At 63.8% G+C, this 12,771-nt stretch carries 13 protein-coding genes and 1 riboswitch; all 13 genes read right to left on the reverse strand.

Annotation, left to right across the window (positions count from 1 at the left end):
• Nucleotides 1-8 precede the first annotated feature (8 nt).
• The 13 genes from CO656_RS26265 to CO656_RS26325 all read right to left on the reverse strand — a co-directional run bounded on the left by CO656_RS26265 (nt 9) and on the right by CO656_RS26325 (nt 12,771).
• The gene (locus CO656_RS26265) at nt 9-593 is read right to left on the reverse strand and encodes a HupE/UreJ family protein (protein ID WP_097527723.1); all 585 of its coding nucleotides are present in this window, start codon (nt 591-593) and stop codon (nt 9-11) included.
• 24 nt (nt 594-617) lie between these two features.
• Entirely contained in the window at nt 618-1,157 is a 540-nt protein-coding gene (locus CO656_RS26270) for a hypothetical protein (protein ID WP_097527724.1), read from the reverse strand.
• A gap of 10 nt (nt 1,158-1,167) precedes the next feature.
• Nucleotides 1,168-2,373: an agmatinase family protein gene (locus tag CO656_RS26275; protein WP_097527725.1), complete on the reverse strand. Its 1,206-nt coding sequence runs from the start codon at nt 2,371-2,373 to the stop codon at nt 1,168-1,170.
• Entirely contained in the window at nt 2,366-3,172 is an 807-nt protein-coding gene (locus CO656_RS26280) for an ABC transporter ATP-binding protein (protein WP_097527726.1), read from the reverse strand. The genes CO656_RS26275 and CO656_RS26280 overlap by 8 nt, the downstream gene beginning before the upstream one ends.
• Complete coding sequence (locus tag CO656_RS26285; protein ID WP_097527727.1) at nt 3,169-3,993, reverse strand: ABC transporter permease subunit; 825 nt, start codon at nt 3,991-3,993, stop codon at nt 3,169-3,171. The genes CO656_RS26280 and CO656_RS26285 overlap by 4 nt, the downstream gene beginning before the upstream one ends.
• A gap of 83 nt (nt 3,994-4,076) precedes the next feature.
• Nucleotides 4,077-5,159 carry a putative urea ABC transporter substrate-binding protein gene (locus CO656_RS26290; protein ID WP_097527728.1) on the reverse strand — a complete coding sequence of 361 codons (1,083 nt, stop codon included), beginning with the start codon at nt 5,157-5,159 and terminating at the stop codon, nt 4,077-4,079.
• A 94-nt stretch (nt 5,160-5,253) separates the two neighbouring features.
• Nucleotides 5,254-5,362: riboswitch (guanidine-I (ykkC/yxkD leader) on the reverse strand.
• Between the two features lie 264 nt (nt 5,363-5,626).
• Nucleotides 5,627-7,432 carry an allophanate hydrolase gene (atzF, locus tag CO656_RS26295; protein WP_097527729.1) on the reverse strand — a complete coding sequence of 602 codons (1,806 nt, stop codon included), beginning with the start codon at nt 7,430-7,432 and terminating at the stop codon, nt 5,627-5,629.
• A 4-nt stretch (nt 7,433-7,436) separates the two neighbouring features.
• On the reverse strand, nt 7,437-7,784 hold the full coding sequence (locus CO656_RS26300) for a cupin domain-containing protein (RefSeq protein WP_097527730.1): 348 nt from the start codon (nt 7,782-7,784) through the stop codon (nt 7,437-7,439).
• The gene (locus CO656_RS26305) at nt 7,777-8,445 is read right to left on the reverse strand and encodes an isochorismatase family cysteine hydrolase (protein WP_097527731.1); all 669 of its coding nucleotides are present in this window, start codon (nt 8,443-8,445) and stop codon (nt 7,777-7,779) included. Before CO656_RS26305 ends, CO656_RS26300 begins: the two co-directional genes overlap by 8 nt.
• The gene (locus CO656_RS26310) at nt 8,445-9,989 is read right to left on the reverse strand and encodes an ABC transporter ATP-binding protein (protein ID WP_097527732.1); all 1,545 of its coding nucleotides are present in this window, start codon (nt 9,987-9,989) and stop codon (nt 8,445-8,447) included. Before CO656_RS26310 ends, CO656_RS26305 begins: the two co-directional genes overlap by 1 nt.
• Complete coding sequence (locus tag CO656_RS26315; RefSeq protein WP_097527733.1) at nt 9,986-10,702, reverse strand: isochorismatase family cysteine hydrolase; 717 nt, start codon at nt 10,700-10,702, stop codon at nt 9,986-9,988. The genes CO656_RS26310 and CO656_RS26315 overlap by 4 nt, the downstream gene beginning before the upstream one ends.
• Nucleotides 10,703-10,714: 12 nt before the next feature.
• Nucleotides 10,715-11,641: an ABC transporter permease gene (locus CO656_RS26320; RefSeq protein WP_097527758.1), complete on the reverse strand. Its 927-nt coding sequence runs from the start codon at nt 11,639-11,641 to the stop codon at nt 10,715-10,717.
• Nucleotides 11,641-12,771 (reverse strand): ABC transporter permease, encoded by a 1,131-nt coding sequence (locus tag CO656_RS26325; protein ID WP_097527734.1) that lies wholly within the window; start codon nt 12,769-12,771, stop codon nt 11,641-11,643. The genes CO656_RS26320 and CO656_RS26325 overlap by 1 nt, the downstream gene beginning before the upstream one ends.

Here is a 12,771-nt window from a genome sequence, read left to right on the forward strand (position 1 = left end):
GCGAAGCGTCACGCAATGAAGGCCAAGCCAATACCGGCGCCTATGATCCCCGTGCCGATGATGCGAAGCGCCGGCATGGGGCCGGTGCCGTGTCGGGCAAGTGCATGGCAGGCGGCGATGCCGGTGATGTGGAGGATCACCGTGCCGCCGGCGAAGCCGAGGATATGGCCGAGCGGCGCAGCGGCCGGACCCTCTGTCCCATGGGCAAAGCCATGGAAAAAGCCGAAGGTGGCGGCGCCGGTGACAGCGAGCGCAACAGGCATGTTCGCGTTGGCGATCAACGCCGCGCCCAAGAGGACGACGGAGGTGATGATCGCCGTTTCGACGAGCGGGACCGTACCGCCGGTCAGGGCATACACCGCGCCCGAAACCATGGCCGAGACGAAGGCGAGCGGCAGCCGCCAGAGCGCTGAGCCGCCGAGCCGTGCGGCAATCATCCCGACGGCGACCATGGCGAGCAGGTGGTCAAGACCCGAAAATGGGTGGAGGAAGCCGCTTTCGACACCGTAGAAATGATCGCCGGTATGAGCCAAAGCCTGGCAGGGCAGAGTGGCGAGAAGGGCGGCGAGCGCGGTGAGAATCCTGAAGTTCATGGCCTTGCCTTTCTAAAGCGAAATTCACTCGGTCGGTTCGATGTCGAAATGCGAGGCGTCGGTCCGGTCTTTGAGTTTGCGCGCCTCTGTGAAGTGCAACCGAACGACCGCCTGGCCGTCGTGATAGAGGAAGCTGAGGTCTTGGCGGCGCGAGGTCATGCGCGCCGGCAGCACGTCGTAGCGCACGCCATTGCCGCCGAGGAGCGGCACGACCGCGCCGACATCGGTGCGATCCGCGGCCTCGACGCGCAGCAGGTGCAGGAGTTTCCCCGAAGCGTCGAGCCCAACGAAGGGGATGTCCGCAAGCCTGAGGAAGCTCGTCGGATCGCTCGCACGGGCGAAGTTCTCTACGAAACTTGCCTCCACGAGATCGAGATCGCGTTCGCGCGGCGGCGAAATGTCCTCACTTTCCGGGCGGTGCGGCACCTGCCATTGCGCGGTGCCGCGCTGCCGATTGTGGCCGGGCCCCGCATGACGATGGCCGTGGTGGTGATGATCGTGACCATGCTCATGGTCGTGATCGTGATGGTGGTGGTCGTCATGATGGTGCTGTCCACCGTGCATAGCTGTCTCCTTAGAAGCTCACCGGCTTGTCGATCAGGTGCTTATGGGAGCCGAGTTTGCCATGTGCCAGCATCGACCCCAGCGCCTCCACCACTACTCGGACGCCGAAGAGCGCCGTGATGTCCGAAGTGTCGTAGGGCGGGCTGACCTCGACGACCTCTAGACCGCAGAGGCCCTCTGCCGCGACCAGCCCAAGGATCTTCAGCGCTTCACGCGGCAGGAATCCGCCCGGTTCCGGCCACCCGGTGCCAGGCACGAAGCCGCAATCGATGCTGTCGACGTCGAAGGAGATGTAGACGGCGTCGGCGTCTTTCCAGGCGAGTTCGAGCGCGATCTCCGCGGTCTTCTCCGGTCCGAGCTTTTCGATGTCGTCGATCGTCAGCACATTCGTGCCGCGCTCGCGCGCCACCTTCACCCCATCGCGGGGTACCTGCCAGCCGCCGATACCGAGCTGGACAAGGTTCTTCGGCGAGACATTCGGCAGATTGGTCGCCCAGTACCAGGGCGTCGTATGCATGCGCTCGTCGAGATCCTTTTCCTGGATGTCGATATGCCGGTCGAAATGGATGATGCCGATGCGTTTCGAGGTGCATTCAGCAATGCCGCGCACGCAGGGAAAGCCGATCGAATGGTCGCCGCCGAGCATGATCGGCAGCGCGCCGGAGGAAAAGACATGGGCGACGCCGCGGGTGATCTGGTCGAAGCTTTTTTCGAGATTGGCCGGAATGGTGAAGACGTCGCCGGCATCGCAGAGCGTCATCTGCTCGCGCAGGTCGACGCCCATCTCGTAGTTGTAGGGCGTATAGAGTGCGGAGATGCGGCGGATGCCCTGAGGTCCGAAGCGCGTGCCGGGACGATAGGTGGTGCCGCTGTCGAAGGGAATGCCGAGCACGGCGGCGTCATACTTGCCGACGTCACGGACATTCTCGACATAGGGCGCCTTCAGGAACGTATTGATCCCGGCAAAATGCGGCAGCTCGCCTCGCGCAAACGTCGGGATCGACTTGTCCGTCAGGCTTTCAGAGCCCGGCAAGCCCATGTCGAGCGCCCATTTCTTTTCCCGTCCCCAGCCCTTGCCGGAAAGCGTCGCCTCCGCCTCGAGCGCCTTCCATCCCTGGCTGTCGAGGATGTTGAAATCCGGGTGGTGGCGGCGCTCGCGAACTGGCGTCGCTATTGGGCCAGCGCAGCGGGACTGGCGGCTTGGGGGTTCACGCATCGGGCATGCTCCTTTTTGTTTCCTGGAATGTCGTGTTGGCTTCGATCGGCCGCGAAAAGCCGAGGATCGGGACGGGGCCGTCGCGGCTCAAATCGAGGTCGTAGATGATGCGGGCGCCGTAGCGCTCCGGCGCTTGCGGATCGATGCGCGGCTTGTCGAAGGCAAGCACTCGCGTGCCGAGGCCGAAGGCTTCCTTGAGATCGTGGGTGACCATGATCACGGTCATGCCGCGCTCTCGCCAAAGCGGCTTGATCAGCGCGTGCATCTGCGCCCGCGTGCCGGGGTCGAGCGCGCCGAAGGGCTCGTCGAGCAGCAGAACCTTCGGTTCCCTGGCGAGCGCCTGGGCGATCGCCAGCCGCTGCTGCTGCCCGCCCGAAAGTGTACTTGGATACTTCCGAGCGTGCTCGCTGAGGCCAACGCCCTCAAGAAGCGCTTCCGCCCTCTCGGTGGCCGCCTTTCGCTTCGCTCCAAACAGCTTGGCCATGAACAGGCTTTCGGCGAATTCGAAGGCCATCAGGACGTTCTGCAGAACGCTCAGGTGCGGAAAAACCGAATAGCGCTGGAAGACCACGCCGCGGTCAGGACCCGGTTCGCCCGGCAGCGCCGCTCCATCGAGCGTGATGACGCCGCGCGTCGGCCGTTCCTGTCCGAGAATCATCCGGAGAAAGGTGGATTTGCCACAGCCCGAGGGGCCGACGACCGAGACGAAGGCCCCGGAGGCGATGTCGACAGAGATGCTTTCGAGCACGATCTGGTCGCCATATTCCATCCAGACATTGTGGACGCGGATCTCGCTCATCGACGCGTCTCCCGGACATAGGCCCAGGGGAAGGCGCGCCGGGAGAGACGCGCCAGCAGCCAGTCGAGAAAATAGGCGATGAGGGTGATCCAGGCGACGTAGGGCAGGATCACGTCCATGGCTAGATAGCGCCGGACGAGGAAGATACGATAGCCGAGGCCGCTCTCGGCGGCGATCGCTTCCGCCGAGATGAGGAAGAGGAAGGCCGAACCGAGTGATAGCCTGAGGGCCTCGATGAGCCGCGGCATCGCTTGAGGCAGTGCTACGCGCAACATCAGTTGCCAGGTGGATGCGCCAAGCGTCTGCGCCTTGACGATCTGCTCGCTCGGGATGGCGGCGACGGTCATGGCGAGGTCGCGAACGAGGAACGGTGCGATGCCGATTACGATCAGCACGACCTTGGAGAGTTCACCAAGACCGAAGACGATGAAAAGCACCGGCAGGATCGCCATCGGCGGGATCATCGACACGACGGCGACGAGCGGCGACAGCCCGGCGCTTGCCACCGGAAGCAACCCGAGCGTCAGCCCGAGCACCAAGCCGATAGCGGCAGCCGCACCGAGGCCGATGAACAGTCGCTGGAGGCTCGCCGTGGTATCCGACCAGAGGGTTAAATGTCCCGACCGGCGGTCGGGCTCGGTCGCCAGCCGGTCCATGCTTGTCGCCATTTCGGTGATCGGCGGCAGCAGCTTGTCGCCCGGATTTGCTGCCCGCCGTTCGGCCGAGACGACGACATAGAGGCAGGCGATTAGCAGGAAGGGCAGGAGGGCAAGCAGGATCCGCGTTCCCGATCCCGGGACGACATTGACGGCGCGTCGCATGAGTCTTCCCATCTTCTGGAGAACATCTCGGGCCGAAGGCGACAGGGCAGGGGGCAAGCGCCAGTCCGTGCCCTGCAGCAGCGTCAGAGGGAGCCTTCGGCAGCGAGCTTCATGTAACTGGCGTCGAAGCGCAGCTTCACGTTGTCGGTCGAGCCGAGAACCTGCCCGCCCGGGAACGCGATGCCGACGGCGTCCTTGTCCGCGGCGCCGGCGCCGAGCAGGCCATGGTCGAAGGAGAAGGTCCTGACGAGGTCCATCGTCTTGATGAGGTCCTCGCTCTCGGTGAAGGCGACCGCCTCCTGAGGTGTCGCGAACAGCTTGGTCGCCGCAAGCTGGGTCTCGAAGCCGGCAAGGTCGGTGCCGGACATCACGCCCATCGCGGCGCGTGCGGTCTTGCCCTTCTCGCCCGGGTCCGTCAGGACCGACATCGTCTCGTACCAGATGCCGGCGAGGGCCTTGCCGAAGTCGGCGTTGTCCTTGAGCACCTCGGTGTTGACCATCAGCGTGTCGATGATCTCGCCGGGGATCTGCATAGAATCGAACAGCGCTGCGGAGCCGGGTTCGGCCATGACCTCGGCGAGCAGCGGGTTCCAGGTTACCACCGTCGAGGTATCCGGCGACTTGAAGGCGGCGACTATGTCGGCGTCGGAGGTGTTGATGATCGTCACGTCCTTTTCGGAAAGCCCGGCCGCTTCGAGAGCGCGCGCAAGCAGGTAGTGCGAGACCGACAGTTCGACGAGATTGATGCTCTCACCCTTGAGATCGGCGGGCGTCTTCGCGGTCTTGGAGACAATGCCGTCATTGCCGTTGGAGAAATCGCCGATGATCAGGATCGTCGTGTCGATGCCGCCGGCGGCAGGAATGGTCAAGCCATCCATGTTCGTGGCCGTCACGCCGTCGAAGCCGCCGGCGGTGTACTGGTTGATCGACTCGACGTAGTCGTTGACCTGCTTGACGTTGATGGTGATGCCGTATTTGTCGGCCCATTTCTTCACGATCCCGGCATCCGCCGCGTAGGGCCATGGCATCCAGCCGACATAGATCGTCCAGGCGATATTGAATTCCTTCTTGGGCTGCGCCTGCGTCCCGCCCGCGAGTAGCGCGAGAGAGAGGCCGAGAGCGGCCGAGAGGGCACGAAAACCGAATCTGCCATTTCCGAAACGCATCGTCTGTTCCCCTTGTTCGACTTGGGGCTCAAGCTGCGCTCATTTCTCGGAAATCACGAGGCGGGATTCCCAAAGCAACGACATCGCCGCATGAGCCTCCCGGGCTTTTATCCCGCCGTGGACCCGGTGGATGTCTCCCCACCGGAGGTTTCTCTCGGTCCAGTCATGTCTGTTTCGGCATCGGAACCCTAGAAACATGTCAAGTATAGTTCCATCCATGCTAAAGTAAAGAGGAAGTTTTGCCAAATTAATGCCTTTAATTTGCGCGTCAACTGCTTACAAATTGAGCAAATCGACCAATATTTATTACGAGAACATTTGGGGCGAACTTGTCGTCTCGGCTTTCGTGCGTTGAGACGTGGTCACGAGCCGCGAGTTCGGCGGGGGTCTCCCGAAAGTTATCTTGAGCAGAATCGAGGTTCAAGGCCGCTCTCCCTTACCACTCGCCCATCAGCACGGGGAAAGCTTCAAGACGCCAAGCTGGCGATGTAGGCACGCCATCCGCCATAGCGGCTGATGTCTGCAGCTCCGGCAAGGCCGGCGGGCTCGACTAAAAAGCCCTTGCAGGCCGTTCCGTCGGCAAGCTGGACGGTGCCAATCGCAAGTGGCGATGGAACTGCTGCGACGAAGCGGCCGAACGCTTCTGCCCCCAGCTTCCAGACCTCAACCTCAATCAGGGCACCTCCACTCTCCTGACAACGCACGAGGCCGGGCTTCGCGGGCTCGGTGCCCGAAAGAGCATAAAGCCTGTAGCATTTGGCCGTCAGCGCCCGCCGGGAAAATCTGGCGCCCAGGTCTCGCAACTGGCCGTTCAAGGGCATGCCGGAAAGATGCGCGCCGACGACAACCAGTTCTGTCAGATCGTCCTCGTCGGTTTCGGCTGGAAGATAGTTCGCCGGCTGCGGCCATCCCGTGGCGCCGAGCGGCAGGGCGCTAAGGCGATGCAGTTCGGCAGCGAGCGACGCGGTCAGGTGATCCTTGCCGGCAGGCGCGAGCAAGGTGACGCTCGCCGGTCGACCGTCGGATCTGAGACCGGTCGGCACTGCCATGCCGCACATGTCCAGGAGGTTGACGAAATTGGTATAGGTGCCGAGCCGCGCGTTTTCACGGATCGGTTCCGCTTCGACCCCCGTACGTGTGAAATGCGTCGGCGCTGTCGGAACGCAGATCATGTCGACGGAGGCGATGAGCGGCGCGACCTTTCGTTTCAGCGCCTGCAAAGCATAGAGACCCTCGAAGGCATCCGCCGCCGATAGTGCCTTGGCAGCGCCATAGATCTTTCGCGTCACAGGGTGGAAGCTCGGCTCGTTCGCATTGAAGAAGTCCTTGACCGCCGCATAGCGTTCGGCCACCCAGGCACCCTCGTAGAGAAGCGCGGCCGTGGCATAGAAATCGGCAAAGGGGAGTTCGACGGTCTGATGCCCCACTGAGCGCAGTGTTTCAAGCGCCGCATCATAGGCGCTCTCCATGAGTGCATCGCCGAAGAAGCGTCGGTCCGCCATTGTCGGAACGCCGATTTTGAGGACTGGTGGCGAGGAGAGACCGCCCCTCGGCGCAATGTCCCGGGAATAGGAGTCCGTCGCATCGGGTCGCGCGGCGACTTGGAAAACTCGATAGGCGTCCGCGACGGCCAAGGCGAAGATCGAAACGCAGTCGAGAGTACGGCAGGCCGGCACGACGCCCGTGGTCGACAGGACACCGATACTCGGCTTGAGGCCGACAATATTGTTAAGTCCGGCCGGGATGCGCCCCGAGCCGGCCGTGTCGGTGCCGAGCGCGAAGCTGACGATACCGTGGGCAGTCGCCACCGCCGATCCGGAGCTCGATCCGCCGGGCACGAGCCCTGGATCGATGGCGTTGCGCGGCACCGGATAAGGGGTCCGCACGCCAACGAGACCGGTCGCGAACTGGTCGAGATTGGTCTTGCCGATGACGAGGGCGCCGGCCTCGCGCAGCAGCCGTACAACGGTGGCGTCCCTTTCGGCCAAGTAAGAATAATCCGGGCAGGCGGCCGTCGTCGGCATGCCTGCCACGTCGATATTGTCCTTGACGGCGAAGGGAATGCCCCACAACGGTTTGGCGACAGGATCGAATGCGCCGAGAGCGGTGGCCTCATCGAGGAGTTCGCTGCGATCGGCGAGATATAGAAAGATGCCGGGATCGTCGACGGCCACGATGCGCGCGAAAACACTCTCGATCGTCTCGGCCACGCCCCAACCCGACCGATAAGCGGCGTGAAGAGAAGCAATGTCGAAAGCCTGTCCGTCTGTCATAGTTTCACTTTCCTTGAAGCATTGTTACCGGCCGATCCCATTGAATCAGCACGGCACAGCCGGTATCGCTCCAGACGGAATGTTCCGTGCCGGCGGCATTGACGATGTAGGTTCCGGCCCCATAGTCGCCGCTTTCGTCGGACTGCGTGCCGGTAAGCACCAGGATCGTCTCCAGGCCCTCATGCCGGTGACGCGGCACGGAAGCGCCGACCTCGTAGCGGAGCAGGGCCACGGCCGGCTGGTCGCCTTCGAAGTGCTTGATCCAGTGAATCATAACGCCGTCGCGGAACGGCTCGAATTCGAGTTCGCGCCAGCTTCCCTGGGTCAGGCTCTCGCGTGTCGTTTCAGGCATGGGCAACCCCCTTGAGCACATCCGCAAGGTGCGCCGTCCACCCAACGATGGCGCCCTGGGCGCGGATCATCGCCATGGTTGCGGCCCTGAACTCGGGGAAGTAGCTTTCCGTCGCCTCGTCGACGAGCAGGCACTCGTAGCCGCGGTCGTTTGCCTCGCGCATGGTCGTCTGCACGCAGACTTCCGTCGTGACACCGGCGAAGACGAGCTGGGCGATACGCCGCTCCTTGAGGATGTCGTCGAGCGGAGTTGCATAGAAGGCGCCCTTGCCAGGCTTTTCGATGACCGTCTCCCCATCGATGGGCGCAAGCTCCGGCAGGATCGCGGTGCCCGGTTCGCCAGCGATCAGGATGCGTCCCATCGGACCCTCGTCGCCGATCCTCAAGCGCGGGCTGCCGCGCTCGCGCTTGGCACGCGGCAGATCGGAAAGGTCGGGATGGTGACATTCCATGGTGTGGATCACGGGCAGGCCGGCGGCGCGAAAGCCCTCGATCAATCGCTTGACGTCGGGCACGATCTTCATCAGCTGCGAGACGTCATTGCCGAGGCTGGCGCCGAAGCCGCCTTCCTCCATGAAGTCTCGCTGCATATCGATTACGACAAGGGCGACGGCCTTTCGGTTGAACCGGAACGGAAAAGGTTCTGCCTTGATCTCCTCCATCAGTGGTGCCCCGCCATGTGCGCGCCGATGATGGCGACGTCCGCCTCGCGGATCGGCGTCTCGTAGACGAGCTTGCCGTCCGACATGACGATGATCCGGTCCGACATTTCCATCAATTCATCGAGATCCTCGGACATCAGCAGCACCGCAGTGCCGGCATTGCGGGCCTTCATGATACGGGTGCGGATTTCCGCGACCGCTGAGAAGTCCAGGCCGAAACAGGGATTCGACACGATCAGGAGATCGACCTCGCCCGACAGTTCGCGCGCCAGCACGGCTCGCTGGACATTTCCGCCCGAAAGGGCTGCAATCGGCGAGGCGGGTGAGGCGGTCTTCACCTTGAATTCGGAAATCAGCGCCGTCGCCCGCTTCTTCATGCCGCGTGCGTCGAGCCAGATCGCGTCGCTGCCGTTCTTTGCAAGGTCGAAGGTGCGGAAGGCGAGGTTCTCCGTCACCGTCATCTTCTGGGCGCAGGCATTGTTGAGCGGCTCTTCCGGGATGAAGCGGACGTTGTTTGCCCTGGTCTCGAGCCGCGTTGCGCCGTAGCGCTTTCCCTTGACGATGACCGCCCCCTCGGCCGTGCGCTGGCCGGCGAGAACCTCGGAGAGCTCCTTCTGCCCATTGCCGGAAATGCCCGCGATACCGACGATCTCCCCGGAGCGAACGACCAGATCATCGATCTCGATCGGCTTCAGGCCGGTCCGGTCCGGTGCCTTGACCTTCTTGACCGCGAGCACCGGAGCGGCGTCCGGGGAAACGGGCAGGCGCGTGTCCAGTTCGGCGAGCTTGACGTCACCGATCATCATCCCCGCCATATCCGCGGTGGAGAGCTCGGATACCCTGCCGGTGCCTGAAAGTCTACCGCGTCGGAGTACGGACACCGCGTCGGCGAACTTCGTCACCTCGTGGAACTTGTGGGAAATCATCAGGACCGTCAGCTCACCGCGCTCGGTCATGCCGCGCACGAGGCCCAGCATGTCGTCGGCCTCCGCCGGAGTGAGAACAGAGGTCGGCTCATCGAGCACCAGGAACCGGCGCCCGAGATAGAGCTGCTTGATGATCTCGAGCTTCTGCTTCTCGCCGGCGGCGAGTTCGCTCACTGGACGGTCGAGCGGGATGTCGAAGGGCATCGTCTCCATGAAGGCGGAGAGCTTTTTCTTCTCCTTCGACCAGTTGATGATCGCCGGCACCTGCGCGCGGCTGATTGCCAGATTCTCCGCCCCTGTCAGCGACGGGACCAGCGTGAAATGCTGATAGACCATGCCCAGGCCGTGAGCCGCCGCGTCGCGAGGCGAGGCGATCGCCACTTCGAGGTCATCGACCTGTAATTGTCCGGAGGTCGGGTGATAGAAGCCCATGATGCACTTGACGAGCGTTGACTTGCCGGCACCGTTTTCGCCGAGAAGCGCATGGAAGGTGCCGGCCGGCACCTTGATCGACACGTGGTCGAGCGCGGTGAAGGAGCCGAAGCGCATCGTCATCTCGACGGTCTCGATGCCGACGGCGGGCACAGCCTTTGGGGCATGGATTTCGCCGATGATCATGGCAGTTGGCTCACGAGTGTTGCGGAGTTGGAGACGGAGCCGAAGACGCCGCCCTGCATCTTCACCATCCTGATCGCGGCAAGATGGTTGCCGTAGTCGGTCGCCCCGCAGCAATCCTCGAGCAGCAGGCATTCGAAACCGCGGTCATTCGCCTCCCGCATTGTCGTGTGCACGCAGACATCGGTAGTGATGCCCGTCAGGATGATGTTCCCGATGCGCTTCTGATTGAGGATCAGCTCGAGGTCGGTGGCGCAGAAGGAGCCCTTGCCCGGCTTGTCGATGATCGTTTCGCCCTCGATCGGCTTCAGCTCGTCGATGATCTCCCAGCCCGGTTCGCCGCGGACCAGGATGCGCCCGCATGGGCCGGCATCGCCGATCCCTGCCTTGATGCGGTGGGAACGCCAGCGCTTGTTGGCGGGAAGGTCGGCCAGATCCGGCCGGTGGCCCTCGCGCGTGTGGATGATGTGGTAGCCCTTTGCCCGCATCGCCGCGAGCACGGTCGTGATCGGCTCGATCGGCGCGCGCACCAACGAGAGGTCGTAGCCCATGTGGTCTACATAGCCGCCGGGACCGCAGAAATCGGTCTGCATGTCGATGACGATCAGCGCCGTGTTCTCAGGCCGGAGATCGCCGTTATAGGGCCAGGGATAGGGATCGGCATCGATATGGCTGAGCTTCTGGCTCGTGACCGGCAGGGGGGCGAGGCTGTTCATGACGGATCGCTCCTATTTGGTGATCGACAGCGCGCCGGGCGCACCGGCGAGCGAGCGGGTGGGAGAGGATGTGGCGATCATGATGACGAGGGTCAGCACGTAAGGGGCGGCGTAGAAGAGGTAGTAGCCCTTCGTGATGCCGACCGATTGCAGTGCCGGCCCAAGCGCGCCCGCACCGCCGAAGAGAAGGGCGGCGAGGAAGCATCCGATCGTGTTCCAGCGGGCGAAGATGACGAGCGCCACGGCCATGAGGCCCTGCCCGGACGAGATGCCCTCGTTCCAGGAGCCCGGGTAGTAGAGCGAAAGATAGGCGCCGCCGATCGCCGCCAGCGCTCCGCCGACCGCCGTTGCGAGGAGGCGCACCGTGTCCGGGCTCAGGCCCATCGCGCGGGCGGCGTCCGAGCTGTCACCGACGACGCGCAGGATGAGGCCGGCGCGGGTATTGCGGAAGGCCCACCAGAGGAAGAGGGCAAGGGCCGCACCGATCAGAAAGAGCACGTTGATGTTGAGCGCGGCCTGGATCTGCGGCAGGTCCGACCAGCCACCGAAGGGGATGGAAGGAAGCTTCGGTGCGGCGGGTTGGATGAAGGGCTTCCCGAGAAAGAAGGCGAGGCCAACGCCGAACTGCATCATCGCGATGCCGATGGCGATGTCGTTCACCTTCGGGAACTTGCAGATGAAGCCGTGGGCGAGGCCGAAAGAGGCACCCACCGCCATTGCCGCCAGCACGCCGAGCCAGGGCGAGCGCGTCATCACCGCGACGGCATAGGCCGTCATCGCGCCGAAGACCAACGTGCCTTCGAGACCAAGATTGATCCGGCCGGAGCGCTCGGTGATCGCCTCGCCGAGGCTCACGAAAATGAAGGGCGTGGAGACGCGGATCGCGCCGGCGAAAACCGCAAGGGGCACGCCCCAGATGCCGATACTGATCCCGTCCATCATGGGCTCCTTTTCCAGAGGTCCGGATTGAAGATCCTGAAGCGACCGTAGAAGGTCTCGCAAAACAGGATGACGATGAAGAGCGTGCCCTGAAGGACGAGGACGGTCGCGTCCGGCAGGCCCATGCGGCGCTGGATCAGGCCGCCGGAGGCATCGATGCCGCCGAGGAGGATGGCGACGGGGATGATCGCCAGCGGATTGTGGCGCGCGAGGAATGCGACAAGGATGCCGGTGTAGCCGTAACCTGCGGCAAGGGAGCCGTTGGCGCTGCCCTGCACGGCGGTGACTTCGATCGTGCCGGCAAGACCGGCAAAGGAGCCGGCGAGCGCGGTGAAGCCGACGATCAGCTTGCCGACGGCGAGCCCTTGGATCTGCGCGGCGCGCGCGTTGCCGCCCGCGATGCGGGCCGCGAACCCGAAGCTCGTCTTCTCGATCAGGACCCAGGAAACGACGCAGGCGGTCACGCCGATGACAAGGCCCCAATGCACGTCCATGCCGGGGATGCTGCCGAGTATGTAGTCGGGAGGCAGCGGCGCCGTCGAGGGCTTGTTGAGGCTGGCGGGATCGCGCAGCGGCCCCTCGATCAGGTGGTTCATCAGGGCGATCGCGATATAGGCGAGGAGCAGCGAGGCGATTGTCTCGTTGACGCCGCGATAGTGTCGGAGCAGGCCTGCGAGCCCGATCCAAATGGCGCCGACGATCATGCCGGCAAGCGCCATGATGAGCCAGACGAGCAATGCGGGTGCGCCGCCGACGAACGGCAGGGCGATCCCCGCCCCGGCAAGTCCGCCGAGAACGACGGCGCCCTCCGCGCCGATCACGATGAGACCGAGTCTGGCAGGAAGGGCGACGCAGAGCGCAGTCAGGAGGAGCGGTGCGGCTCGGCTCAGGGAATTCTGGATCGAGAACCAGCTACCGAAGCCGCCGGCATACATCAGCTGAAGGAGCGCCACCGGCGGTTTGCCGATCAGCGCGATGAAGATCGAGAAGAGCGCGAGCCCGATGAGGATCGCAAGGATCGTAATTGCCAGGGGTTCTGCGCGCCTTGCCAGCCATTCGAGGAGGGGCCGGACGGTGCCGGCCCGCTCGCCGAGCGCGGGCACAGGGTGAGAGTTGGCTTCGAGGGTCAT

Origin of the sequence: Sinorhizobium sp. FG01 (genome assembly GCF_002531875.1) — a bacterium.
GTDB classification, from domain to species: Bacteria; Pseudomonadota; Alphaproteobacteria; order Rhizobiales; family Rhizobiaceae; genus Sinorhizobium; species Sinorhizobium fredii_C.

Coding starts and splice junctions, on each gene's coding strand:
- CO656_RS26320 (WP_097527758.1), bottom strand. CDS start 11,641: ATGGACGGGATCAGTATCGGCATCTGGGGCGTGCCCCTTGCGGTTTTC.
- CO656_RS26265 (WP_097527723.1), bottom strand. CDS start 593: ATGAACTTCAGGATTCTCACCGCGCTCGCCGCCCTTCTCGCCACTCTG.
- atzF (WP_097527729.1), bottom strand. CDS start 7,432: ATGACAGACGGACAGGCTTTCGACATTGCTTCTCTTCACGCCGCTTAT.
- CO656_RS26325 (WP_097527734.1), bottom strand. CDS start 12,771: ATGACCCTCGAAGCCAACTCTCACCCTGTGCCCGCGCTCGGCGAGCGG.
- CO656_RS26275 (WP_097527725.1), bottom strand. CDS start 2,373: ATGCGTGAACCCCCAAGCCGCCAGTCCCGCTGCGCTGGCCCAATAGCG.
- CO656_RS26315 (WP_097527733.1), bottom strand. CDS start 10,702: ATGAACAGCCTCGCCCCCCTGCCGGTCACGAGCCAGAAGCTCAGCCAT.
- CO656_RS26305 (WP_097527731.1), bottom strand. CDS start 8,445: ATGGAGGAGATCAAGGCAGAACCTTTTCCGTTCCGGTTCAACCGAAAG.
- CO656_RS26310 (WP_097527732.1), bottom strand. CDS start 9,989: ATGATCATCGGCGAAATCCATGCCCCAAAGGCTGTGCCCGCCGTCGGC.
- CO656_RS26280 (WP_097527726.1), bottom strand. CDS start 3,172: ATGAGCGAGATCCGCGTCCACAATGTCTGGATGGAATATGGCGACCAG.
- CO656_RS26290 (WP_097527728.1), bottom strand. CDS start 5,159: ATGCGTTTCGGAAATGGCAGATTCGGTTTTCGTGCCCTCTCGGCCGCT.
- CO656_RS26285 (WP_097527727.1), bottom strand. CDS start 3,993: ATGCGACGCGCCGTCAATGTCGTCCCGGGATCGGGAACGCGGATCCTG.
- CO656_RS26270 (WP_097527724.1), bottom strand. CDS start 1,157: ATGCACGGTGGACAGCACCATCATGACGACCACCACCATCACGATCAC.
- CO656_RS26300 (WP_097527730.1), bottom strand. CDS start 7,784: ATGCCTGAAACGACACGCGAGAGCCTGACCCAGGGAAGCTGGCGCGAA.